We start from the raw sequence: 25,224 nt of genomic DNA, 5'->3' as shown, positions 1-25,224 counted from the left end.
GTTACTGAACCTCCACGGGTGTGCCCTGCAAACGGTCCAAGGCTTCGTTCACCGACGGCGGCATGAGCTGGCGCAGGCAGTTGTAATGACCGAAGCGGCAGGTGCGGTCGAAGCATGGGCTGCACTCGATGCCCAGGCGCACGACCTCGACCTTGTCGGCCAGCGGCGGCGTGAAGCCCGGCGACGTGGAGCCGTAGACCGCCACCAATGGGCGGTTCAAGGCGGCGGCCACGTGCATCAGGCCGGAGTCATTGGACACCACCGAATCGGCGCAGGACAGCAGGTCGATGGCCTCGGCCAGGGACGTATCGCCGCTGAGGTTCACCGACTCTTCCCGAAGGCCCGGGATCAGCCGCGAGCGGATGTCTTCGCCCACCGAGTGATCGTTTTTCGAACCGAACAGCCAGACTTGCCAGCCGTCGCGAATCTTTGCCTCGGCGACCTGTGCGTAATGCTCCGCCGGCCAGCGCTTGGACTCACCAAACTCTGCGCCCGGACACAGGGCCAGCACCGGACGATCCAGACTCAGGCCGAACTTGGCCAGCGCCGCTTCACGGGTGACCGGATCGATCTGCAGGTTCGGGCGCGGATACGGCTTGGGCAACTCGACACCCGGCTCGTAGGCCAGGGCCATGAAGCGCTCGATCATCAGCGGATAACGGTCCTTGTCCAACGTGCGCACGTCGTTGAGCAGGCCGTAGCGAAACTCGCCACGCCAGCCGGTGCGCTTGGGGATACCGGCGAAGAACGGCACCAGCGCCGACTTCAAGGAATTGGGCAGCAGGATCGCCTGGTCATACTGACCGGCCAGGGATTTACCAATGCGCCGACGGGTTGCCAGCTCCAGCGCGCCGTGGCCGAGCGGGAAGCTCAAGGCCTTGCGCACCTCGGGCATGCGTTCAAGGATCGGCCGGCTCCACTCTGGAGCCAGGACGTCGATTTCGCACTGTGGATAGCGCTGTTTCAGGCACTGGAACAGTGTCTGCGCCATCACCATGTCACCGACCCAGCTGGGCCCAACGATCAGAATATTCATGTGGTTTCCAAAAACGATACGGGGAGGCCTACGCCTCCCCGCCTCGAGAATCACTGTGGCTTAGGTCGTTACCTGCTGCCTTCAATCTACAACTGTGGGAGCGAGCTTGCTCGCAATGAGGCCAGTACATTCAACATCAATGTCACCTGACATTCCGCTATCGCGAGCAAGCTCGCTCCCACAAGGGTTCTGCATAGGTTTCAAGTACCGTGCAGCACCACCAATCCACTGTGGGAGCGAGCTTGCTCGCGATAAGGCCAGTACATTCAACATCAATGTCGCCTGACACTGCGCCTTCGCGAGCAAGCCCGCTCCCACAAGGGTCCTGCATAGGTTTCAAGTACCGTGCAGCACCACAAATCCACTGTGGAAGCGAGCTTGCTCGCGAAGAGACCAGCCCATTCAACATCAATGTCGCCTGACACTGCGCCTTCGCGAGCAAGCCCGCTCCCACATTTAAAGCTTCAGCTCAGCCCCAGCTCTCGCCAGATCCGCAGCACTTGCCTGCGCTCATCCACGAACTGGTCGCCTGCAATCACCCCGGCATCTTTCTGCAAGGCCTGACGGTGAGCGGCGGAGCGGTAGGCTTTATAAGCCTCGCGCAACAGGGTGGCGTCTTCTGCCGGCATCAGCCCGACCTCCTGCAACCCTTCCAGGATGCGGATGTTATCGGTGTAGCGCAGCAGCGACGGATGTTCCTCGGACCACGCCAGGGCCGCGTATTGCACCATAAATTCAATATCGACGATACCTCCGGCATCCTGCTTGAGGTCGAAGGGCGCCGTGGCCTCGAAGGCATTTGGCGCGGTGCCGGCGGCGGTGGCCTTGCTGCCCAGGTTATCGCGCATCTTGGCGCGCATTTCGCTGACCTCCTGGCGCAGCGTTGGCAAATCACGCTGGCGCCCCAGCACCTGGGCGCGGACTTTCTCGAACGCCTGGCCCACATCCTGACTGCCCACCAGTACCCGGGCCCGCACCAACGCCTGATGCTCCCAGGTCCAGGCCTCGTTCTCCTGATAACGGGCAAACGCCCCAAGGGAACTGACCAGCAACCCCGACGCCCCGGACGGCCGCAGGCGCATGTCCACTTCATACAATTGCCCGGAGTTGGTCTGGGCAGTCAGCAAGTGGATGATCCGCTGGCCGAGCCGGGTGAAAAACTGCGCGCCGTCGATAGGTTTCGGCCCATCGGTTTCCGCCTGGGGGTCGCCATCGTGGATGAACACCAGGTCCAGGTCGGAACCATGCCCCAATTCCAGGCCGCCGACTTTCCCATAACCGACAATAATGAAGCCCGGATCGCACAGGCTGCCGTCGGTACGCAGCGGCACGCCATGCTTGGCCACCGTCTGGCGCCAGGCCAGGGCCAGCACCTGTTCGAGGATGGCCTCGGCCAGCCAGGTCAGGTAATCGCTGACTTTCATCAGCGGCAAGCTGCCGGCGATTTCCGAGGCCGCCACCCGCAGGCGGTGCGCCAGTTTGAAATGCCGCAGCGCCTCCATCTGCTGTTCGAGGTCGTCCTCGGGGATACGCGTCAGGCGCTCACGCAACTCAGCCGCCAGTTCCGGCGCCAGGGGCGGCTTGAACAGGCGGCCCTCATTGAGCAATTCATCGAGCAACAGCGGAAAACGCGTGATCTGCTCAGCGATCCACGGACTGGCCGCACACAGCGTCAATAAACGCCGCAGGGCGCCGGGGTTTTCGGTCAGCAGCACCAGGTAAGCCGAACGGCGAGCCACCGCTTCTACCAGTGGCAACACTCGCTCCAGCACCAGGTCGGGATTGGCATGTTCCACCGCCTGGGCCAGCAAGCGCGGAATGAACGCATCCAGGCGCTCACGTCCCAGGCGCTGCATGGCGCGCAATTGCGGGCTGCCACGCAGGGCCGCCAGGGTCTTGAGGGCTTTGGGCGCATCGACGAAGCCACCGTCCTGCAACTGACGACACGCCGCCTCTTCATCCTGGCTGTCCTCCCACAACGGCAACCATTCGCCACCCACCACCACTTCGCTTTCGCCACCCTCGTCTTCATCCGGGTCAGCGATGACCTGGCCGAAATGCCAGGCAACCCGTCCGCGCCAGTACATCAATTGTTCATGGAAGGCCGGCCAGTCGGCAAAACCCAGCATGAACGCAATGCGCGCCTGATCCTGCGGGCTGTCGGGCAGCATCTGGGTCTGACGGTCGGCAATCGCCTGGATCGCATGTTCGGTGTAGCGCAGGAATTCGTAGCCCTGGCGCAACTCGTCGACCACCTTGGCCGGCAGATAGCCCTGGCCTTCCAGGGTGCCCAGCACTTTGAGCAGTGGCCGCTGCTGCAAGCTCAAGTCGCGCCCGCCGTGGATCAGTTGGAACGCCTGGGCAATGAACTCCACCTCGCGAATACCACCCGAGCCCAGTTTGATGTTGTCGGCCATGCCCTTGCGCCGCACTTCCTGCTGGATCAGTTGCTTCATGGTGCGCAGCGCTTCGATGGCAGAAAAATCCAGGTAACGGCGATAAACGAACGGACGCAGCATGTCGAGCAATTGCGCGCCGGCCACCTGGTCACCCGCCACCACTCGCGCCTTGATCATGGCGTAGCGTTCCCAGTCGCGGCCCTGGTCCTGGTAATACTGCTCCAAAGCGTTGAAGCTCAGCACCAGCGCACCCGCCGAACCGTAGGGGCGCAGGCGCATGTCGACGCGGAACACGAAACCGTCGACGGTCATCGGGTCCAGGGCCTTGATCAGGCGCTGGCCAACGCGAATGAAAAACTCCTGGTTATCCAGTGGGCGCTTCGCACCGACGGTTTCGCCGCCCTCGGGGTAGGCAAAAATCAGGTCGATGTCCGACGAAAGGTTCAGCTCCACCGCACCGAGCTTGCCCATGCCCAGGATGACCATGTGCTGCGCCTCGCCGCTGCGCCGGCCAGTCGGCGTGCCGAACTGCTGAATGAGGCGCTGGTAGAGCCACTGGTAGGCTTGGTCGATGCAGGTGTCGGCCATGTCCGAGAGGTCGCGACAGGTCTGGACCAGATCGGCCTGGCGTGTCAGGTCGCGCCAAATGATTCGCACCTGCTGGCGGGTGCGCTGGCGGCGCAGGACGCGTCCCAGCTCATCCTCGGTCTCGGCGGCCTGCACGGCGCCGCCGATCTGCGCGCACATTTCACCGGGACCGTAGCTGCGATCCAGCTCGCCACTGCGCACCAGCTCCAGCAGCATCGACGGGTCGCGGACACTCTGCTCGACGACAAAATCACTGGCCGCGGCAATGCGCTTGAACTCATCCCAGCGTCCAGGCGTCCAGGCGGACAACCCGTGGTCGTCGTCCAGTGAGGCGACCGCCGCACGGAACGACTGCTCGGCACGGCTGACCAATGACTGGAGAATGGCCGGTACCGTTTCCGGTATTGGGGCAAGCGTGGGCAGGCTCATGGTCTATCCTTGGTCGGCGCGGGAAAGGACTGGATGTAGTGTTTTTTCAAAAGACACTACCTGATCGACTGTCGAACAAAGATGATAAATAGCTGAAAATCTGATTTTATTGGCAGCCTGCATCAAGTTTTTACCTGTTCGAGTTAGCAAAAGACCAACAGTAACGATTATTCTCACAACGAAACGAGGGGCCACGAGTCGCTCATGTGTAGTTTTACTACTCGTCTATACATTCGAAAGGCTGAAACGGCCGACGATTTGTAGTAAAACTACACGCCGCCGAAACAACCCTTCGGCAATCCAAGAATTTATATCGTCTGCCCACAAGGCCAGTCGCAAACTCAGGCAACCGATTCTGGTAGCCTTTCCGCCCTGGAGCAAGCCATGCAAGACCTCGATCCCGTCGAAACCCAGGAATGGCTGGACGCCCTGGAATCGGTTCTCGACAAAGAAGGCGAAGACCGTGCTCATTATCTGATGACCCGTATGGGCGAACTCGCAACTCGCAGCGGTTCGCAACTGCCCTACGCCATCACTACGCCGTACCGCAACACGATCCCTGTGACCCACGAAGCACGCATGCCTGGCGACCTGTTCATGGAACGCCGTATTCGCTCGTTGGTCCGTTGGAACGCGTTGGCCATGGTCATGCGTACCAACCTGAAGGATTCTGACCTGGGCGGTCACATCTCCAGCTTCGCCTCCAGCGCGACGCTGTATGACATCGGCTTCAACTACTTCTTCCAGGCCCCGACCGACGAACACGGCGGCGACCTGATCTACTTCCAGGGTCACGCATCGCCAGGCGTCTACGCCCGTGCGTTCATGGAAGGCCGCATTTCCGAAGACCAGATGAACAACTTCCGCCAGGAAGTGGACGGCAACGGCCTGTCCTCGTACCCGCACCCTTGGCTGATGCCTGATTTCTGGCAGTTCCCGACCGTTTCCATGGGTCTGGGCCCGATCCAGGCGATCTACCAGGCGCGTTTCATGAAGTACCTGGAAGCCCGCGGCTTCATCCCGGCCGGCAAGCAGAAAGTCTGGTGCTTCATGGGCGACGGCGAGTGCGACGAGCCGGAATCCCTGGGCGCTATTTCCCTGGCCGGCCGCGAGAAACTGGACAACCTGATCTTCGTCATCAACTGCAACCTGCAGCGCCTCGACGGCCCGGTTCGCGGCAACGCCAAGATCATCCAGGAACTCGAAGGCGTGTTCCGTGGTGCCCAGTGGAACGTCAACAAAGTTATCTGGGGCCGTTTCTGGGACCCACTGCTGGCAAAAGACGTCGACGGCATCCTGCAGCGCCGCATGGACGAAGTCATCGACGGCGAATACCAGAACTACAAGGCCAAGGACGGTGCGTTCGTTCGCGAGCACTTCTTCAACTCGCCTGAACTCAAGGCGATGGTTGCCGACCTGTCCGACGACGAGATCTGGAAACTCAACCGTGGCGGCCACGACCCGTACAAGGTCTACGCGGCGTACCACCAAGCGGTCAATCACAAAGAGCAGCCGACCGTCATCCTGGCCAAGACCATCAAGGGTTATGGCACCGGTGCCGGCGAAGCGAAGAACACCGCGCACAACACCAAGAAGGTCGATGTCGACAGCCTGAAGCTGTTCCGCGATCGCTTCGACATTCCGGTCAAGGACAGCGAGCTGGAAAACCTGCCGTTCTTCAAGCCCGAAGAAGGCAGCGCCGAAGCCCGTTACCTGGCCGAGCGGCGTGCCGCACTGGGCGGTTTCGTACCGCAGCGCCGCGCCAAGAGCTTCAGCCTCCCGACGCCGCCACTCGAGACCCTCAAGGCGATCCTCGACGGCTCGGGCGACCGTGAAATTTCCACCACCATGGCCTTCGTGCGGATCCTCGCGCAGCTGGTCAAGGACAAGGAAGTCGGCCAACGCATCGTCCCGATCATCCCGGACGAAGCCCGTACCTTCGGTATGGAAGGCATGTTCCGTCAGTTGGGCATCTACTCGTCCGTCGGCCAGCTCTACGAGCCAGTCGATAAAGACCAGGTGATGTTCTACCGCGAAGACAAGAAGGGCCAGATCCTCGAAGAAGGCATCAACGAAGCGGGCGCCATGAGCTCCTTCATTGCCGCCGGTACTTCGTACTCCAGCCACAACCAGCCGATGCTGCCGTTCTACATCTTCTACTCGATGTTCGGCTTCCAGCGTATCGGCGACCTGGCCTGGGCCGCCGGCGACAGCCGTACCCGTGGCTTCCTGATCGGCGGTACCGCCGGCCGGACCACGCTGAACGGTGAAGGCCTGCAGCACGAAGACGGCCACAGCCACATGCTGGCCGGGACCATCCCGAACTGCCGCACCTATGATCCAACCTACGGCTACGAGCTGGCGGTGATCATCCAGGACGGCATGAAGAAGATGACCGAAGAGCAACAGGACGTCTTCTACTACATCACCGTGATGAACGAGTCCTACCAGCAGCCAGCCATGCCGGCCGGCGTGGAAGCGGGCATTGTCAAGGGCATGTACCTGCTCGAGGAAGACACCCGCGAAGCGGCGCACCACGTCCAGCTGATGGGCTCCGGCACCATCCTGCGCGAAGTGCGTGAAGCCGCGAAGATCCTGCGTGAAGAGTTCAACGTCGGCGCCGACGTCTGGAGCGTCACCAGCTTCAACGAACTGCGTCGCGACGGCCTGGCCGTGGAGCGCAGCAACCGTCTGCACCCGGGCCAGAAGCCTAAGCTGAGCTACGTCGAAGAGTGCCTGAACGGCCGTAAGGGTCCGGTCATCGCCTCTACCGACTACATGAAGCTGTTCGCCGAGCAGATCCGCCAGTGGGTTCCTTCCAAGGAGTTCAAGGTGCTAGGCACCGACGGTTTCGGCCGTAGCGACAGCCGCAAGAAGCTGCGTCACTTCTTCGAAGTCGACCGTAAGTTCGTTGTGTTGGCAGCCCTGGAAGCCCTGGCTGACCGTGGCGATATCGAACCTAAAGTGGTGGCCGAAGCCATCGCCAAGTTCGGCATCGATCCAGAAAAACGCAACCCACTGGACTGCTGAGGAGAATTTTCGTGAGCGAACTCATTCGCGTACCTGACATCGGCAGCGGTGAAGGTGAAGTAATTGAACTGTTTGTGAAGGTCGGCGACCGTATCGAAGCCGACCAGAGCATCCTGACGCTTGAATCGGACAAGGCCAGCATGGAAGTGCCTGCGCCGAAGGCCGGTATCATCAAGAGCCTGAAAGTGAAGCTGGGTGATCGTCTGAAAGAAGGCGACGAACTGCTGGAGCTGGAAGTCGAGGGCGCCGCTGCGGCGCCTGAGGCGGCCGCACCTGCAGCGGCTCCGGCGGCGGCTGAAAAGCCTGCCGCGGCTCCCGCTGCCGAGGCCGCTCCCGCCCCATCTGCCGCGCCAGCTGCTGCCACGGTCCAGGACATTCATGTTCCGGACATCGGTTCGTCGGGCAAGGCCAAGATCATCGAAGTACTGGTCAAGGTCGGCGACACCGTCGAAGCCGACCAGTCGCTGATCACCCTGGAATCCGACAAGGCCAGCATGGAAATCCCGTCGCCAGCCGCCGGTGTGGTGGAAAGCGTCGAGATCAAGCTGGAAGACGAAGTGGGTACCGGTGACCTGATCCTGAAGCTGAAAGTAGCCGGTGCCGCCGCACCTGCCGCGCCAGCCCAGGCCGCTGCACCAGCTGCCAAGACCGAATCGGCTCCGGCTCCGGCTGCCGCCGCGCCTGCCGCCAAGGCCGAAGCAGCGCCCGCCCCTGCCGCCGCGCCTGCGCCTAGCGGTGCCAAGGTGCACGCTGGTCCTGCGGTGCGTCAGCTGGCCCGTGAATTCGGCGTCGAGCTGTCGGCCGTCGGCCCGAGCGGCCCGCACGGTCGCGTGCTGAAGGAAGACGTGCAGGCCTACGTCAAGGCCATGATGCAGAAGGCCAAGAACGCACCGGCCGAAGGCGCCACCGGCGGCGCGGGTATCCCGCCGATTCCGGCGGTGGACTTCAGCCGCTTCGGCGAAACCGAAGAAGTGGCGATGACTCGCCTGATGCAAATCGGCGCGTCGAGCCTGCATCGCAGCTGGCTGAACATTCCCCACGTGACTCAGTTCGACCAGGCTGACATCACCGAGCTGGAAGCCTTCCGTGTAGCGCAGAAAGCCGTGGCAGAAAAGGCCGGCGTGAAGCTGACCGTACTGCCGCTGTTGCTCAAGGCCTGTGCGCACCTGCTCAAGGAACTGCCGGACTTCAACAGCTCCCTGGCCCCAAGCGGCAAGGCTGTGATCCGCAAGAAATACGTGCACATCGGCTTTGCCGTCGACACCCCGGAAGGCCTGCTGGTACCGGTCATCCGCAACGTCGACCAGAAGAGCCTGCTGCAACTGGCTGCCGAAGCTGCTGCCCTGGCCGAAAAGGCCCGGAACAAGAAGCTCACTGCCGACGACATGCAGGGCGCCTGCTTCACCATCTCCAGCCTCGGTCACATTGGCGGCACCGGCTTCACGCCGATCGTCAACGCGCCGGAAGTGGCGATCCTGGGTGTTTCCAAGGCCACCATCCAGCCGGTCTGGGACGGCAAAGCCTTCCAGCCGAAGCTGATGCTGCCGCTGTCGCTGTCCTACGATCACCGTGTAATCAACGGCGCCGCCGCCGCACGCTTCACCAAGCGTCTGAGCGACCTGCTGGGCGACATCCGCACCATCCTGCTGTAACACCGGACGGCCCTTCCTCGCGAAGGGCCATTCGGAGCACTGTTTTCCGAGCGCCACGCTCGTACCTCAACCCCGTCCGTTTGGCGGGGCTTTTTTTTGCCTGAAGTAAACGTCGACGTTATGAACAGGCCACTAACCTTCCTACCTCCCCCCGTATAAAAGACTACGTCCTCTAGTGGTCATTACCCACAACTTCCGCCCCCTCCCCGATCGTTATTTATTATGCGCCGCGCTTTAGCATCAGACCGTCGAGCCAACTAACGACTTGCACCTGAACTTTCTAAAAAATCTGAATTTCGAATGGATTCGAATATGTTAAAACCTACCGTTGGCCCCATTGTCGGCCATACAACAACGGATCACGCACGTATATTCCTGCGGGGCGATTACGATAACAACTTGGTATTCGCCGGTATTCGCCATCGGCGCCAGGGTGATACAGCCTGGCCGAAAGGACATTTTGTTCAATTGAAGGCCTACCGCGACATGTCCGATGTCATCGTCTTGAAAAACCTTCAACCCGACACCGCCTATGAATATCAGGCAGGCTGGTTCAGCCCCTTGAGCCCGACCCATACCGTGGAAACCATTCAGGAGCTGCCGCTGCAATGGCCCAGGAAAACCTACTGCTTGCGCACACCGGCCAGTACACCCGGCACACCACACGCTTACATCGTGGGCTCTTGCCGTTATCTGCGGATCACTCGTGGCGTCCCGTTACTACCCGGGCTCGGGGACCGTACGTTCGCCGGCATCAATCGCATTGTGGAACAGGCCGAGCCGCCGATCAGCGCTGTCGTGATGACCGGCGACCAGGTTTATCTCGATGACTTGAACGCTGTCGCTCCGGACCGAAACTATAAGGACATTCTATTTAAGTACCGCACTGCTTTTTCCCAGCCGCATATCAGAAAGTTAATGTCCGGGATACCAACCTACATGATCCTCGACGACCATGAAGTCGAGGATAACTGGCCGGCCAATAAAACCGGCAACGATGAAATCCTGTATGCAAACGCCATGAACGCTTACGCGCTTTATCAGGCAAGCCATGGACCTGCCCATGAACTTTCAAGCAGCGGAACATTAAATAAATCGCTAAAGCGGTACTGGTATCTATTTGCCCACGGCGATATCGAATGGTTCGTCACCGACAGCCGGACGCAACGCAACCTGGCGGCGGAGGATCGGCGCATCCTGGATGAGAAACAGGAACAATCCCTGCTCGAATGGCTCGTCAACAGCCCTGCCCGGGTCAAATTCATCGTTACCAGCGTCATGTTCTTCCCTGACAGCAAACGTAACGACGGTGACGCTTGGCAGGCCTTCCCGAAACAACGCCTGCGTTTGCTGGAAACCATTCGCCGCCATGGGATCAAGAACGTGATTTTCGTGTCCGGTGACATTCACGGCTCCATGACCAGCTGTCTGCGTCACAACCAGGATCCTGATTTTGAAGTCAACACCGTGGTTGCCTCGCCGTTCTACAACAGCAAACTGCTGCCTTTTGCAAAAGCCGCGGATTTTATTTTCGACCAACCCATGGCCCAGACGGAAAACGCTGAATATCACTATGCACTGACCAGCAAAGTGGTCAGCCAGGACAACTTCGCCCGCCTGCATGTCACGGCGCAGAGCGTTCAGGTCACCTTTTACGACCGTGCCGGCACCCCATTGCAAGCCGTCGATATCCCGTTGCGCTGACGGGTGGTATAACCACCCGTGCCCTCTGATCGGCTGGCAACTGCAGAAATCCCCCTGCCGGCCGATAAAAGGTTTATAGCACTTGGCCTTCATCTCTCTTGTCAGCCAGTGCCGCAATGATGCAACCTTGCGGCAATCCGTAATTACAAGGGCGTAAGCCCGGCGCGATCAGCATTTTCGAAGCGAGTTTCCTCATGAAAAGCCAACCCGATGCCGCCAGCCGTATGGCGGCCGAGGTAGTGACGCAGTTACCGGTGCCCTCGCGGCTCGGCATGCTGCGTTTCGAACGGCTGAATGAAGCGAGCTGGGCGCTATTGTTCCTCGACCCCAATTGCGAACGTTACTTCGGCCTGCCGGCAGTAGAGCTGTGCTCACTGGTCAGCGCGCCCTATGCCAGCCTGATGGAGCCCGAGGCACGCTATCAACTGCATGACGCCATCCAGCAGCAACTGGCCCAGTCCTCCCATTACCAGATCCGCTATACGCTCCATACCACCAAGGGGCCCATGAACCTGTTGGAAACGGGTGAAGCCTACAAGCAGCACAATCGCCATCTACTGCGCGGTTTCCTGCTGGTGGTGGACAGCTTGCTGCAAAGCGAACCGTCGATACCGGCCCTGGATCTGGAAACCCAGAACTCGCGCCTGCAAATCGCCCTGGAATTGAACCAGCGGGCCCAGCAAGAGCAGCTCCAGCATCTGGACCGGGTACGCGCTCAACAAGACCTGATTCTGCTGCTGAGCCGTCAGCGCTACAGCGCCAGCAATTCGCTGCACGAAGCCGCCGAACTCATCACCCGCAGCGCCTGCGATATCTACCAGATCGACTGCGCCAGTATCTGGGATCTGGCAGATGGCAAGCTGGTGCCGATTTCGGCCTTCAATCGCATCACCCAGGAATACTTTCTGCCGGATGCGATCGACGCCAACGAATTTCCTGATTACATGGAAGCGTTGCAGACTTGCCGTGCCATCGACGCCCACAATGCGATGCGCGACCCGCGCACCCGGGAAATGGCCGAGAACCTGCGCGCCCGCAACGTCAACGCCATCCTCGACGCCAGCATTCGTATCGACGGTCAGGTGGTCGGCGTACTGTGCCTGGAACAGGTGGGCGCCACCCGCGCCTGGCAATCGGACGAAATCGCCTTTGCCGGTGAACTGGCCGACCAGTTCGCCCAGGTCATCAACAACCACAACCGACGCACCGCCACCAGCGCCCTGCACCTGTTCCAGCGCGCCGTGGAGCAGAGCGCCAACGCGTTCCTGCTGGTCAATTGCGATGGCGTGGTGGAGTACGTCAACCCGAGCTTCACCGCCATCACCCAATACTCCACCGAAGAAGTGCACGGCCAGCGCCTGTCAGAGCTGCCGGCCCTGGAGAACCTCAGCGAATTGCTGTTCGACGCGCCCTCGGCGCTGGCCCAGAGCAACAGCTGGCAAGGCGAATTCAAAAGCCGACGCAAAAACCTGGAACCCTACTGGGGCCAGTTGTCGATTTCCAAGGTCTACGGCGACAACCGCGAACTGACCCACTACATCGGCATCTACGAAGACATTACCCAGACCAAGCTGGCCCAGCAGCGCATCGAGCGCCTGGCCTACACCGACAACCTGACCAACCTGGGCAACCGTCCGGCGTTCATCCGCAACCTCGATGAACGCTTCGCCCGGGACAGCAACTCGCCCATCAGCCTGCTGCTGGTGGACATCGACAACTTCAAGCGTATCAACGACAGCCTCGGCCACCAGACCGGCGACAAACTGCTGATCAGCCTGGCCCGGCGCCTGCGCAACAGCCTGAGCCCCAGCGGTAGCCTGGCGCGGTTCGCCAGTAATGAATTCGCCGTGCTGCTGGACGACACCGACCTGGAGGCCGGGCAACAGGTCGCCAGTCAGTTGCTGATGACGCTCGACAAACCGATGTTCGTCGATAACCAGCTGATCAGCGTGACCGGCTCCGTGGGCCTGGCCTGCGCGCCGCTGCACGGCCGCGATCCGCAGACCCTGATGCGCAACGCCGGGCTCGCCCTGCACAAGGCCAAGGCCAACGGCAAGCACCAGGTCCAGGTCTTCACCGAGGCGCTGAACGCCGAGGCCAGCTACAAGCTGTTTGTGGAAAACAACCTGCGCCGCGCCCTGACCCAGAATGAACTGGACGTGTTCTACCAGCCCAAGTTGTGCCTGCGCAGCGGCCGTTTGCTGGGCATGGAAGCGCTGCTGCGCTGGAACCATCCCGAAAAGGGCATGATCCGCCCGGATCAGTTCATCAGCGTGGCCGAAGAAACCGGCCTGATCATTCCCATCGGCAAATGGATCGCCCGCCAGGCCTGCCGCATGAGCAAGCAATTGACCGCCGCCGGCCTGGGCAACCTGCAAGTGGCGATCAACCTGTCGCCCAAGCAGTTCTCCGACCCGGACCTGGTCGCTTCCATCGCCAGCATCCTCAAGGAGGAACAGCTGCCGGCCCGCCTGCTGGAGCTGGAACTGACCGAAGGCCTGCTGCTGGAAGCCACCGAAGACACCCACTTGCAGCTCGACCAGCTCAAGCGCCTGGGCCTGACCCTGGCCATGGACGACTTCGGCACCGGTTACTCATCGCTGAGCTACCTGAAAAAATTCCCGATCGACATCATCAAGATCGATCGCAGCTTCATCCACGAGATCCCGGACAACCAGGACGACATGGAAATCACCTCCGCGGTGATCGCCATGGCCCACAACCTGAAACTCAAGGTCGTGGCCGAAGGCATCGAAACCGCCCAGCAGCTGGCGTTCCTGCGCCGTCACCGCTGCGATGTCGGCCAGGGCTACCTGTTCGACCGTCCGATCCCCGGCGCGGAGCTGATCGAGAAGCTCACGCGTTACCCGCGCGGGCCGCTCACCTGACGGCAGCCCCTTCAAGCGCCAAGCGGTGGCCAGCCACTTGCAACTTATAGCTTGCACCTGCTTTTCTAAGGCACACTGACGGTCTTATTCGCTCAACTCAATCTGACTGAGAGGACTGATGATGGTCTTGCGCTCGGAAATTCTGGTGAACAAAAACGTGCTCCCTACTCAAGAACAAGCTCTGCCTGGCCGCGAATCCCCGATGACCGTGCCGGACAAACACTTCGTCCTCGACGCGCCGCTGCTGGGCCCGTTTGCCATGGACGTGGATTTCGCGATCTTCGGCCTCGGCTGCTTCTGGGGCGCGGAACGCAAGTTCTGGCAGCGCGAAGGCGTGGTCAGTACAGCGGTGGGTTACGCCGGTGGTTTCACGCCGAACCCGACGTACGAAGAAGTCTGCTCGGGCCTTACCGGCCACAGCGAAGTGGTGCTGGTGGTCTACGAGCCCGCGAAAGTCAGCTACGAACAGCTTCTGAAGATGTTCTGGGAACTGCATAACCCGACCCAGGGCATGCGCCAGGGGAACGACATCGGCACCCAGTACCGTTCGGTGATCTATGCCACCAACCCGGCCCAACTGGCGGCGGCCAAACACAGCGAGCAAGTCTTCCAGGCTGAGTTGACCAAGGCCGGCAAAGGCGCCATCACCACCGAAATCGAAGAAGCACCGACGTTCTACTTCGCCGAAGCCTATCACCAACAATACCTGGCGAAGAACCCGGAAGGCTATTGCGGGATTGGCGGAACCGGCGTGACGTGCCCGATCTGACTAAAAACCTGTTCGCGATAGCGGTGTGCCTGGGGCGGTGATGTTGAATGTGCCGCCGTCATCGCGAGCAAGCTCGCTCCCACAGGTCCGGTGGCATACACAAATGTTGTTGCCCCCCAAGACCAATGTGGGAGCGAGCTTGCTCGCGATAGCGCCCTTGCGGACGCCAGCAAAACATCACTCAGCGATCAACCAGTCCATCTGCCAGCCACCCTGGGTCTGCCCCAGTTTTTTCGACAGCCAGGGCAGCAACTCACGCAGTTCCTCTTCCAGCCCCCACGGCGGATTGGCAATCGCCAGGCCGGAGCCGTTCAGGCTGTTGGGCGTGGCCAGCGGATGCACCAGCAGTTCCACCCGCAACAATTTCGGCGCCCCCGTGCCGGCCAGGTCCTGGTAGAACCGGCGCAGCATCCGCTGGTCCTTCACCGGGTACCAGATCGCGGCCACCGTCTGGCGCATCCGGCCAATGGCGTCCTTGAGGGAGGCAGCGCAACGCTGCATCTCATCGAGCTGTTCGAACGGCGGATCGATCAGCATCAAGCCACGTTTCTCGGCCACTGGCAGCAGCGCCCGGGGCACGTGCCAGCCTTCACCCAGGTGCACGGTCACGCGACGGTCGCCTTTCATGTTGTCCTTGAGCAGCACGCCGTCTTCGGGGTGTTTTTCGTTGAGCAACACCCGATCCTGCGGCCGGGTCAGACGCCGCGCCAGCTCCGGTGAACCCGGGTAGTAGCGCAGTTGCCCATCCGGGTTCATCTCGTGCAGCACCTTCATGTAATCGGCGGTCAGCGGCGGCAGATCATCCTGGCCCCACAACCGCGCAATGCCTTCCAGGTATTCACCGGTACGATTGGCCTGGTCGCCCTGCAAGTCGTACAGCCCGATGCCCGCATGGGTATCGAGGTAGGCGAAGGGCTGTTCCTTGCGCGACATCAGCGCGATGAGGCGGGTCAAGGTCAGGTGTTTGAACACGTCGGCGTGATTGCCGGCGTGGAAGGCGTGACGATAATTCATGGCGGCTCCTGCGAAGGGCGACGAGTTTACCTTGAAGCGCGTCGAACGTCAGGGGTTCGCAGCCGAGCGGACGCGCCGCGTGAAGGTCCGCTGACATCAGCCCAGCTCTTGCCTCAAGTACGCCTGCAATTGCGCTTTTGACGCACGAGCCGACCCAGGCATTTCAAGGAAGTGCGCGATCTTGCAGCGCAAAATGCTCTCGTCGGCCTGCTCGAACAGGTGCGGATGCTCCTCGCTCAGCCACTTGAACAGGTTGTTCAGCAGACAATCCGTCGATGTTTCGGCCAATTCATCCAGCAATGGAGGAGGAACCTCCCACCAGGGAAAAGCCCGAACCGATCGCTGGACGTTTCCCACGATTTCAAGCGATTGGCCGTTAATCAGACAACGACTGACAACGGGCAGCAACTGCCCCGCATCCACCTCGCCGGACTGCAGGATGGGCCACACGAACCGCCCATCCCAAAAGCGGAAAAATACCGACTTGCCTCCGGGCAACAGAACCTGTGTAAGCCCACGCAGATGCTCGGCAAGGGTTTCCTGGCCAACAGAAGACACCGCCAGCCAACCCCAATCGAGCGAGTCGGTGGCCGCCACCCAGTCAAGGAACTCACTGTCTATGGCGACTGCGCCGACATAGGGCATGACCGATTCCCACTCGGCGTAAGGCGTATCGGCCCAAATCGGGCTAGGCGCCAACGTCATCGAGCGCCTCCAGGCCGTCAACGGCGCGGCGGCACACGCGCTGCTGAAGACAACGAAAAGCTGCTCGCCTGCCTGCAAGGGGTGTTGCTCCAGCCAGGCGTGCGGAGATTGGCCAGTGCTCATGGACGCTCCGGGACATCAACAAATTTGCCAAAGGCCGGCGGCACCGCGCAGACGCCATGCTTGCAACGCTCACACTCCTCGCAAAACGGCGCTTGGCCTTGCAGGCTGAGGATTTGTGCGAGAGAAAGTGGAGCAGCCATCGCGGCGACGCGCTTTTCGGTCAGGACGGGCAATATTGGCGTCGCGCTCATAGCGGCCATCGGCGCACCACCGACCTCAATGGGCACGCTGCTGAAAATCCCTCCCGCACCAATGTTGATCCAATGCCCGCCGGCCTGAATGGTCGCACTGATGCCGCCGTCCAGGACCACTTGCTGCCCCGCGCGAACGTGAAAATGCTGGCTTGCGCTGAGGGCCTGGCTGGTCACTCGGATATGCCGCTCGCCGGTCACCACCAAGTGGTCGTCCTGCCTGACTTCGGCCTGGCGCCGCCCGTGGGTGAGGCGCTGTTCATCAGCCTTGAGCTCGTGCCGCGCCGTGCCGGTGACGACGACGCTGCGTTCATGATCGACCTGCAACCGCTGGTCGTGCAGCACGTGCTGGGTCCAGTTGCGCTGCGCGCGCAGATAGATCTCCTCGGCGCCCTTGCGATCCTCGATGCGCAACTCGTTGTAACCCCCTCCGCCGGGGCTGCTCTGACTGCGCAATATGCTGCGGGTCTTGTCCGCCGGCAGATCCAGCGGCACCGGGTTGGCGCCGTTCGGCAGGCAACCCACCACCAGAGGCTTGTCCACGTCGCCATCGATGAAACCCACCAGTACTTCCATGCCGACCCGAGGAATCATCACACCGCCGTAACGGTCGTGAGCCCAACCGGAGGCCACCCGCAGCCAGCAACTGGAATGCTCGTTTCGTTGGCCGTCGCGATCCCAGATCAGTTGCACCTTGACCCGTCCGAATTCGTCGCAATGGATCTCGCTGTCGACGGGCCCGGTCACCACCGCCGGCTGATAACCGTGGGCCGGCGGCTTTTCGTGACGCAGGGGAGGACGGAAGAAAACGTCCCACGGGGTGGCCAGAAAAGTATTGCTGTACCCCTGGAACTCATCCGGATTGTCGCCGGCCGTTTCTTCCAGCACTTGCGGCTGGCGGCCATGGTGGCTGACCTCCGTGAGCAGCCACAGGTCATTCCACTGCGCTCGAGGATGTCCATGGATTTGCATGAAATGCCCACTGACGAGGGCTGCTTGATCACTGCGCCCCTCCGCCAGCCGGTAATCGGCACCATGGCGCTCGAGGGCGCGCTGGCTCAGGTAGCGACCCTGTTCACGATCGGAAAACTGGCCGGGGAAGCGATAGTCCTCCAGCACCGGTTGCTGCTGATTATCGAGGCTGGTTTGCAACAGCAGGCTGGGTTTGCGGAAATCGTAGTCGCGCAACGTCACCGCGTTGGTCCGGGCCTGGAGCCGCACCGCCAAGCGCTTGATCGCCGGCTCATCGGCGACCATGCCGCTGCCCGGTAGGTATATCGTTGACTGAGGTAAACGGGGAAACACCGTTTGGTCGTCACCAAACACCAACAGGTGACCGTCAGGGCTGTGCCTGAAGTGGTAATGGATGCCGACCTCGGCGCAAAGCCGCTCGATGAAGGCCAGATCGCTCTCACCGTACTGCACGCAGTATTCACGCTCGGGGTATTGCCCGCCGAGGCTGAACTGGAACGCGTCGCTCTGGATGCCATGGTCCTTCAAGACCCTGGTGATGATCGAAGGCACGCTCAGATGCTGGAAAATCCGCTGGTTGATGCGATGACGCAGGTAAGCCAGGCGTGGCACCAGGCTGATCTGGTAACGGGTCAGGCGCTTGCCCGAATCACCCTGGGCCACGCTGTAGACCTGGCCATGTATGCCACGGCCCGACGCATCGAACCCCAGATAGGCCTGACAATGCAGGAGCTCCTCCAATGCCAGGTCGGGGCGTTCGCTGACCAGCTCCAAGTCAAAGCGATAGGGCTGGCTGATGGCTTCCTGGCCCTTGAACTCAAGCACCTCGAGCCCGTTCGGCCCGCTGTCGAGCGTCAGCGTGAAACGCGGTTGGTTGGCAGGCGCGAACATCCGATGTCCTCTGCGGAATGAAAGGCGGGCGATTCTGCATCAGCCATACGGAAAGTTGATCGACGCTCAGAAAAAACAGATTTGCCTTACGCAAACAGAGCTAAAAGCTGCAAAACGTATGGCACTTTCCGACAGACATTCCTTGCATCGTGACCTACAGAAACCGTCGCACGAATGAATCAGCCACTTCTTACAACGCAACAGGACTCGGGCTGCAAGTTGGCGTGATAACGTTTTTTACCTGTTATAAAAAGCAAAGGACGCACGCATGACCATTCGCTACGCAAAGATTGCAATGACCCTGGCACTCGCCGCATTCGCCTTCCTGACCGTGTTCAACAACATCACGGACTACAGCTCCAACTTCAATTTCGTCCAGCACGTGCTGAGTATGGATACCACCTTCCCCGACAATGCCGCCCGCTATCGCGCCATCGATCAACCCTGGATGTGGCACGGTGCCTATTGGCTGATCATCCTCGGTGAAGCGATCACGGCAGCGCTGCTGGGCTACGGCGCGCTGAAGCTGTGGCAGGCACGCAAGGCCGAGGGTGTAGTATTCGCACGCGCCAAGGGATGGGCCATCGCCGGTTTGACGGTGGGTTTCTTCGTCTGGTTTTTCGGCTTCATGGTCGTCGGCGGCGAATGGTTTCTGATGTGGCAGTCAGAAATCTGGAACGGCCAGGATGCCGCGTTCAGGTTCTACATGGCGATCCTGGGTGTGCTGATCTTCCTCAACCAACCCGACGTTACCCAGGACTGACCCATAAAAAACGGCCCGCCTCCATGGGAGACGGGCCGTTCTTTTCAGTCAAACCTTCAAGCGAGCCATCCAAGCCTCGCTGAAAGCCTTACTGGTTCAGACGAAAATCTTTTTCGGCCGCTTCGAAGCGCTGCAGCATACCGGCGGTAGGCGAGCCCATCTTGCTGACGAAGTAGATAGCCAGGCTGGCGAAGATAAAGCCTGGGATGATTTCGTACAGGCCCAGCAGTTCGAAGTGTTTCCAGACGATCACGGTGATCGCACCCACCAGGATGCCGGCCAATGCGCCGTTGCGGGTCATGTTTTTCCAGATCACGGAGATCAGGACAACTGGACCGAAGGCGGCACCGAAACCGGCCCAGGCGTAGCTCACCAGGCCCAGTACACGGTTATTCGGGTTGGCAGCCAGGGCGATGGCGATCAACGCCACCAGCAGCACCATGGCGCGGCCGACCCAGACCAGTTCCAGCTGGGAAGCGCTCTTGCGCAGGAAGGTTTTGTAGAAGTCTTCGGTCAAGGCGCTGGAACACACCAGCAACTGGCAGCTCAAGGTACTCATCACCGCCGCCAGGATGGCCGACAGCAGCACTCCGGCAATCCACGGATTGAACAGCAGCTTTGCCAGCTCGATGAACACGCGCTCAGGGTTATCGATCACAGGACCGGCCACGTCAGGGTGCGCCGAGAAGTAAGCGATACCGAAGAAGCCAACGGCAACGGTGCCGCCCAGGCACAGGATCATCCAGGTCATGGAGATGCGACGGGCGTTGGCGATGGACTTGACCGAATCGGCCGCCATGAAGCGCGCCAGGATATGCGGTTGGCCGAAATAGCCCAGGCCCCAACCCATCAGCGAGATGACGCCGATGAAGGTGGTGTTCTTCAGCATATCGAACGAAGTAGGGTCTTTCGCTTCGATGGCCAGGAACGTGGTGTCCACGCCGCCAGTGGCCAGCAGCACGATGATCGGCGTGAGAATCAACGCGAAGATCATCAGGGTCGCCTGTACGGTGTCGGTCCAGCTCACGGCCAGGAAACCACCGACGAAGGTGTAGGCAATGGTCGCCGCGGCACCGGCCCACAGCGCCGTCTCGTAGGACATGCCGAAGGTGCTTTCGAACAGTCGGGCACCGGCCACGATGCCGGATGCACAGTAGATGGTGAAGAACACCAGGATTACCACCGCAGAGATGATCCGCAGCACGCCGCTCTTATCTTCGAAACGGCTGGAGAAGTAATCCGGCAGCGTCAGTGCGTCGCCGTTGTGCTCGGTCTGCACCCGCAGGCGACCGGCCACGAACAGCCAGTTCAGGTAGGCACCGACGATCAGGCCGATGGCGATCCAGCTTTCCGACAGGCCGGACATGTAGATGGCACCCGGCAAACCCATCAACAACCAACCGCTCATGTCGGAGGCACCGGCAGACAGTGCGGTCACGACACTGCCCAGGCTACGACCGCCCAGGATGTAATCGGAAAGGTTATTGGTGGAGCGATAAGCCATCAGCCCGATCAGGACCATGGCTGCGATATAGATCACGAAGGTGATCAAGGTGGGATTGCTAACACTCATGAGTTACGCCCTGGCTTTGTTTTTATGTAGCGGTGGCAGTTGAAAGCGCCGACAACATAGATGTTGTAGCGACGATTGGCAGTCCCGCGAATTTATGACTGATGTTTCCCCAGGAAAGCCATCAGCCGATGCCCCTCGGTTTCGAACCGGTTGCACCTTGGCGCGAATGCTATTCAAGAAATGAAATAAGGTGCAACCAGTTTCGGTCGAATCAGTTGCACCTGATCGGTTTTATCGCAAAAACTGTGTTTTTTGCTCCCTTTTAGTGCAGTCGCACAGTTTAGCTAGAAGCCAAAGCACTAAGGCGATGCACGATTGCACCAGCGCATTTTATTTCCTGATGAGCTGCTCATTATTTCGACAAAAAAAGGGTTGCACCCGGTTGCACCCCGATCAGCTCGCAGCTAATCTTGCCGCCAGCTGATGCCACGCGATACGTGGTAAACATGAGGATAAAAATATGGCTACCACCACCCTTGGGGTCAAACTCGATGACCCAACCCGCGAACGCCTCAAGGCGGCCGCAACCTCGATTGATCGCACGCCTCACTGGCTGATCAAACAGGCAATTTTCAATTACCTGGAAAAACTCGAGGGTGGTGCAACCCTGACCGAGCTGAACGGTGCGATCCGCGCCGACAGCGATGACGCCGGCGACATCCAGGTCGACCACGCCCACCAATGCTTCCTGGAATTTGCCGAGAGCATCCTGCCGCAATCGGTCCTGCGCGCCTCCATAACCGCCGCTTACCGTCGCCCGGAGCCGGAAGTGGTGCCGATGCTGATCGAGCAGGCCCGCCTGCCCGCCGAAATGGCCGAAGCCACCAACAAGCTGGCCGCTTCGATTGCTGAAAAGCTGCGTAACCAGAAGAGTGCCGGTGGCCGTGCCGGTATTGTCCAGGGGCTGTTGCAGGAATTCTCCCTGTCGTCCCAGGAAGGCGTGGCGCTGATGTGCCTGGCCGAAGCGCTGCTGCGCATCCCGGACAAGGGCACCCGCGATGCGCTGATCCGCGACAAGATCAGCACCGGTAACTGGCATCCACACTTGGGCAACAGCCCGTCGCTGTTCGTCAACGCCGCCACTTGGGGCTTGCTGCTGACCGGAAAACTGGTCGCCACCCATAATGAAGCAGGCCTGACCTCCTCCCTGAGCCGCATCATCGGCAAGAGCGGCGAGCCGATGATCCGCAAGGGCGTCGACATGGCCATGCGCCTGATGGGCGAGCAGTTCGTCACAGGTGAAACCATCGCCGAAGCCCTGGCCAACGCCAGTAAGTTCGAAGCCAAGGGCTTCCGCTATTCCTACGACATGCTCGGTGAAGCCGCCCTCACCGAACATGATGCCCAGAAGTACCTGGCCTCGTACGAGCAAGCCATCCATTCGATCGGCAAAGCGTCCCATGGTCGTGGGATTTATGAAGGCCCGGGCATTTCCATCAAGCTCTCGGCGCTGCACCCGCGTTACAGCCGCGCCCAGTACGAGCGCGTGATGGAAGAGCTGTACCCACGCCTGCTGTCGCTGACCCTGCTGGCCAAGCAATACGACATCGGCCTGAACATTGACGCCGAAGAAGCCGACCGCCTCGAGCTGTCGCTGGATCTGCTCGAGCGCCTGTGCTTCGAGCCGCAACTGACCGGCTGGAACGGCATCGGTTTCGTGATCCAGGCGTACCAGAAGCGTTGCCCATACGTGATCGACTACGTCATCGACCTGGCGCGCCGCAGCCGTCATCGCCTGATGATCCGCCTGGTAAAAGGCGCCTACTGGGACAGCGAAATCAAACGCGCCCAGGTCGAAGGCCTGGAAGGCTATCCGGTCTATACCCGCAAGGTGTACACCGATGTGTCCTACATTGCCTGCGCGCGCAAACTGTTGTCGGTGCCGGAAGTCATCTACCCGCAATTTGCCACGCACAACGCCCATACCCTGGCGGCCATTTATCACATCGCCGGTCAGAACTATTACCCGGGGCAGTATGAATTCCAGTGCCTGCACGGCATGGGCGAGCCGCTGTACGAACAGGTTGTCGGCAAGGTTTCCGAAGGCAAGCTGAACCGTCCGTGCCGCGTGTACGCCCCGGTTGGCACCCACGAGACACTGCTGGCTTACCTGGTGCGTCGTCTGCTGGAAAACGGCGCGAACACCTCGTTCGTCAACCGCATCGCCGATCAATCCATTTCCATCCAGGAGCTGGTGGCCGATCCAGTGGCCAGCATCGAGCAGATGGCGACGCTGGAAGGCGGCTTCGGCTTGCCGCACCCGCGTATCCCGCTGCCGCGTGACCTGTATGGCAGCGAACGCGCCAACTCCGCCGGCATCGACCTGGCCAACGAACATCGCCTGGCTTCGCTGTCCTGCGCCCTGCTGGCCACCGCGCATAACGACTGGAAAGCCGTGCCGATGCTCGGTTGCGCCGCCAGCGAAGAAACACCAGCGCAGGTTTTAAACCCGTCCGATCTGCGTGACGTGGTTGGCCATGTGCAGGAAGCCACGATCACCGACGTCGACAATGCCATCCAGTGTGCCCTCAATGCGGCACCGATCTGGCAGGCCACGCCGCCGGCCGAGCGCGCCGCGATCCTGGAACGCGCTGCCGATTTGATGGAAGGCGAGATTCAGCCACTGATGGGCCTGCTGGCCCGTGAAGCTGGCAAGACCTTCGCCAACGCCATCGCCGAAGTGCGTGAAGCCGTGGATTTCCTGCGCTACTACGCGGTGCAGGCTCGCAACGATTTCACCAACGACGCCCACCGCCCACTGGGTCCGGTGGTCTGCATCAGCCCGTGGAACTTCCCACTGGCGATTTTCAGTGGCCAAGTGGCCGCCGCCCTGGCCGCCGGTAACCCGGTGCTGGCCAAGCCCGCCGAGCAGACGCCATTGGTGGCCGCCCAGGCGGTGCGCCTGATGCTCGAAGCCGGCATTCCGGAAGGCGTGCTACAACTGCTGCCGGGCCGTGGCGAAACCGTTGGCGCCCGCCTGGTCGGCGACGATCGGGTCAAGGGCGTGATGTTCACCGGCTCCACCGAAGTCGCTCGCCTGTTGCAGCGCAACATCGCCGGTCGCCTGGACAACCAGGGTCGTCCGATCCCGCTGATCGCCGAAACCGGCGGCCAGAACGCGATGATCGTCGATTCTTCGGCGCTGACCGAACAAGTGGTCATCGACGTGGTGTCTTCAGCGTTCGACAGCGCTGGCCAGCGTTGCTCGGCCTTGCGGGTACTGTGCTTGCAGGAAGATTCCGCCGACCGTGTCATCGAAATGCTCAAGGGCGCCATGGCTGAAGCACGTCTCGGCAACCCTGAGCGTCTGTCGGTAGACATCGGCCCGGTGATCGATGCCGAAGCCAAGGCTGGCATCGAGAAACACATCCAGGCCATGCGCGACAAAGGTCGCACCGTGTACCAGATGGCAATCGCCGACAGCGACGAGTGCAAGCGCGGCACCTATGTGATGCCGACCCTGATCGAGCTGGAAAGCTTCGACGAGCTGCAACGCGAGATTTTCGGTCCGGTGCTGCACGTAGTGCGCTACAAGCGCAAGGAACTGGATCAGTTGATCAGCCAGATCAACGCTTCCGGCTATGGCCTGACCTTGGGCGTACACACTCGCATCGACGAGACCATCGCCAAAGTGGTCGACAACGTCCATGCCGGTAACGTCTACGTGAACCGCAACATTGTCGGTGCCGTGGTCGGTGTGCAGCCATTCGGTGGCGAAGGCCTGTCGGGCACCGGTCCCAAGGCCGGCGGTCCGCTGTACCTGTACCGCCTGCTGTCGACACGTCCTACCGATGCGATCCAGCAATCCTTCGTGCGTGGCGATGCCCTCACCGCGCCGGACCTGCGTTTGCGCGACGCCATGAGCAAACCGCTCACCGCCCTGCAAGCCTGGGCCGACAGCCAGAAGCTCGCTGAACTGAGCGCCCTGTGCGTGCAGTTCGCCGGCCAATCGCAAAGCGGCATTACCCGCCAGTTGACCGGCCCGACCGGTGAACGCAACAGCTACGCCATCCTGCCCCGCGAGCACGTGCTGTGCCTGGCGGACGTGGAAGGCGACCTGCTGACGCAACTGGCGGCCGTACTGGCGGTAGGCGGCTCGGCCGTGTGGCCGGAAACCGACACCAGCAAGGCCTTGTTCACGCGCTTGCCGAAAGAGATTCAGGCACGCATCCAGCGGGTTACCGACTGGGCCAAGGACGAGGTGCTGTTCGATGCGGTCCTGCATCACGGTGATTCGGACCAACTGCGCAGCGTTTGCCAGCAAGTGGCCAAGCGTGCCGGCGCCATCGTCGGGGTGCATGGTTTGTCCCAGGGCGAGACCAACATTGCGTTGGAGCGTTTGGTGATCGAGCGGGCCTTGAGCGTCAACACCGCTGCGGCGGGGGGTAACGCCAGCCTGATGACCATCGGCTAAACCCGCTGTAGACCAGGCACCTGCAATGGGTGCCTGGCAATCCAATCCCTGTGGGAGCGGGCTTGCTCGCGAAAGCGGTGTAT

General features: G+C 60.9%; 13 protein-coding genes. 7 read left to right on the top strand and 6 right to left on the bottom strand.

The annotated features are described in order from the left end of the window. Position 1: 1 nt before the first annotated feature. Positions 2-1,036, bottom strand: coding sequence for a lipopolysaccharide heptosyltransferase II (gene waaF, locus CD58_RS02390; RefSeq protein ID WP_025211491.1), 1,035 nt, complete (start codon positions 1,034-1,036; stop codon positions 2-4). A 464-nt stretch (positions 1,037-1,500) separates the two neighbouring features. Then, positions 1,501-4,452 carry a bifunctional [glutamate--ammonia ligase]-adenylyl-L-tyrosine phosphorylase/[glutamate--ammonia-ligase] adenylyltransferase gene (gene glnE / locus CD58_RS02385; RefSeq protein WP_025211490.1) on the bottom strand — a complete coding sequence of 984 codons (2,952 nt, stop codon included), beginning with the start codon at positions 4,450-4,452 and terminating at the stop codon, positions 1,501-1,503. Positions 4,453-4,836: 384 nt separating this feature from the next. Here glnE and aceE point away from each other — a divergent pair, with 384 nt between their 5' ends. The 5 genes from aceE (at position 4,837) to msrA (ending at position 14,495) form a co-directional block, all read left to right on the top strand. Next, complete coding sequence (gene aceE / locus CD58_RS02380) at positions 4,837-7,482, top strand: pyruvate dehydrogenase (acetyl-transferring), homodimeric type (protein WP_025211489.1); 2,646 nt, start codon at positions 4,837-4,839, stop codon at positions 7,480-7,482. An 11-nt stretch (positions 7,483-7,493) separates the two neighbouring features. Next, positions 7,494-9,134 (top strand): dihydrolipoyllysine-residue acetyltransferase, encoded by a 1,641-nt coding sequence (aceF, locus tag CD58_RS02375; protein WP_025211488.1) that lies wholly within the window; start codon positions 7,494-7,496, stop codon positions 9,132-9,134. Between the two features lie 312 nt (positions 9,135-9,446). Beyond that, a complete protein-coding gene (locus CD58_RS02370; RefSeq protein ID WP_025211487.1) occupies positions 9,447-10,838 on the top strand; it encodes an alkaline phosphatase D family protein in 1,392 nt (463 codons plus the stop codon). Positions 10,839-11,032: 194 nt separating this feature from the next. Continuing rightward, on the top strand, positions 11,033-13,726 hold the full coding sequence (locus CD58_RS02365) for a putative bifunctional diguanylate cyclase/phosphodiesterase (protein WP_025211486.1): 2,694 nt from the start codon (positions 11,033-11,035) through the stop codon (positions 13,724-13,726). A gap of 121 nt (positions 13,727-13,847) precedes the next feature. After that, positions 13,848-14,495, top strand: a complete 648-nt coding sequence (msrA, locus tag CD58_RS02360) for a peptide-methionine (S)-S-oxide reductase MsrA (protein WP_025211485.1) — start codon at positions 13,848-13,850, stop codon at positions 14,493-14,495. Between the two features lie 177 nt (positions 14,496-14,672). On the opposite strand, the gene CD58_RS02355 is transcribed toward msrA, so the two are convergent. The 3 genes from CD58_RS02355 to CD58_RS02345 all read right to left on the bottom strand — a co-directional run bounded on the left by CD58_RS02355 (position 14,673) and on the right by CD58_RS02345 (position 18,391). Then, positions 14,673-15,509: a 23S rRNA (adenine(2030)-N(6))-methyltransferase RlmJ gene (locus tag CD58_RS02355; RefSeq protein ID WP_025211484.1), complete on the bottom strand. Its 837-nt coding sequence runs from the start codon at positions 15,507-15,509 to the stop codon at positions 14,673-14,675. Between the two features lie 96 nt (positions 15,510-15,605). Beyond that, entirely contained in the window at positions 15,606-16,337 is a 732-nt protein-coding gene (locus tag CD58_RS02350) for a DUF4123 domain-containing protein (protein ID WP_025211483.1), read from the bottom strand. Beyond that, entirely contained in the window at positions 16,334-18,391 is a 2,058-nt protein-coding gene (locus CD58_RS02345; protein ID WP_025211482.1) for a type VI secretion system tip protein VgrG, read from the bottom strand. The genes CD58_RS02350 and CD58_RS02345 overlap by 4 nt, the downstream gene beginning before the upstream one ends. A 268-nt stretch (positions 18,392-18,659) precedes the next feature. Between CD58_RS02345 and CD58_RS02340 the strand changes: the two genes are divergently transcribed. Beyond that, positions 18,660-19,154 (top strand): DUF2165 family protein, encoded by a 495-nt coding sequence (locus CD58_RS02340; RefSeq protein ID WP_025211481.1) that lies wholly within the window; start codon positions 18,660-18,662, stop codon positions 19,152-19,154. 88 nt (positions 19,155-19,242) lie between these two features. On the opposite strand, the gene putP is transcribed toward CD58_RS02340, so the two are convergent. After that, positions 19,243-20,727: a sodium/proline symporter PutP gene (gene putP, locus CD58_RS02335; RefSeq protein WP_025211480.1), complete on the bottom strand. Its 1,485-nt coding sequence runs from the start codon at positions 20,725-20,727 to the stop codon at positions 19,243-19,245. 460 nt (positions 20,728-21,187) lie between these two features. Here putP and putA point away from each other — a divergent pair, with 460 nt between their 5' ends. Further along, positions 21,188-25,141 (top strand): trifunctional transcriptional regulator/proline dehydrogenase/L-glutamate gamma-semialdehyde dehydrogenase, encoded by a 3,954-nt coding sequence (gene putA / locus CD58_RS02330; protein WP_025211479.1) that lies wholly within the window; start codon positions 21,188-21,190, stop codon positions 25,139-25,141. The last annotated feature ends 83 nt before the right edge of the window (positions 25,142-25,224 follow it).

Source organism: Pseudomonas brassicacearum, assembly GCF_000585995.1.
GTDB classification, from domain to species: domain Bacteria; phylum Pseudomonadota; class Gammaproteobacteria; order Pseudomonadales; family Pseudomonadaceae; genus Aquipseudomonas; species Aquipseudomonas brassicacearum_A.
The sequence above is the reverse complement of the archived record's forward strand: the minus strand, read 5'-3'. Positions and strand labels throughout refer to the sequence as shown.

Coding starts and splice junctions, on each gene's coding strand:
- waaF (WP_025211491.1), bottom strand. CDS start 1,036: ATGAATATTCTGATCGTTGGGCCCAGCTGGGTCGGTGACATGGTGATG.
- glnE (WP_025211490.1), bottom strand. CDS start 4,452: ATGAGCCTGCCCACGCTTGCCCCAATACCGGAAACGGTACCGGCCATT.
- aceE (WP_025211489.1), top strand. CDS start 4,837: ATGCAAGACCTCGATCCCGTCGAAACCCAGGAATGGCTGGACGCCCTG.
- CD58_RS02370 (WP_025211487.1), top strand. CDS start 9,447: ATGTTAAAACCTACCGTTGGCCCCATTGTCGGCCATACAACAACGGAT.
- CD58_RS02365 (WP_025211486.1), top strand. CDS start 11,033: ATGAAAAGCCAACCCGATGCCGCCAGCCGTATGGCGGCCGAGGTAGTG.
- msrA (WP_025211485.1), top strand. CDS start 13,848: ATGGTCTTGCGCTCGGAAATTCTGGTGAACAAAAACGTGCTCCCTACT.
- CD58_RS02355 (WP_025211484.1), bottom strand. CDS start 15,509: ATGAATTATCGTCACGCCTTCCACGCCGGCAATCACGCCGACGTGTTC.
- CD58_RS02350 (WP_025211483.1), bottom strand. CDS start 16,337: ATGAGCACTGGCCAATCTCCGCACGCCTGGCTGGAGCAACACCCCTTG.
- CD58_RS02345 (WP_025211482.1), bottom strand. CDS start 18,391: ATGTTCGCGCCTGCCAACCAACCGCGTTTCACGCTGACGCTCGACAGC.
- CD58_RS02340 (WP_025211481.1), top strand. CDS start 18,660: ATGACCATTCGCTACGCAAAGATTGCAATGACCCTGGCACTCGCCGCA.
- putP (WP_025211480.1), bottom strand. CDS start 20,727: ATGAGTGTTAGCAATCCCACCTTGATCACCTTCGTGATCTATATCGCA.
- putA (WP_025211479.1), top strand. CDS start 21,188: ATGGCTACCACCACCCTTGGGGTCAAACTCGATGACCCAACCCGCGAA.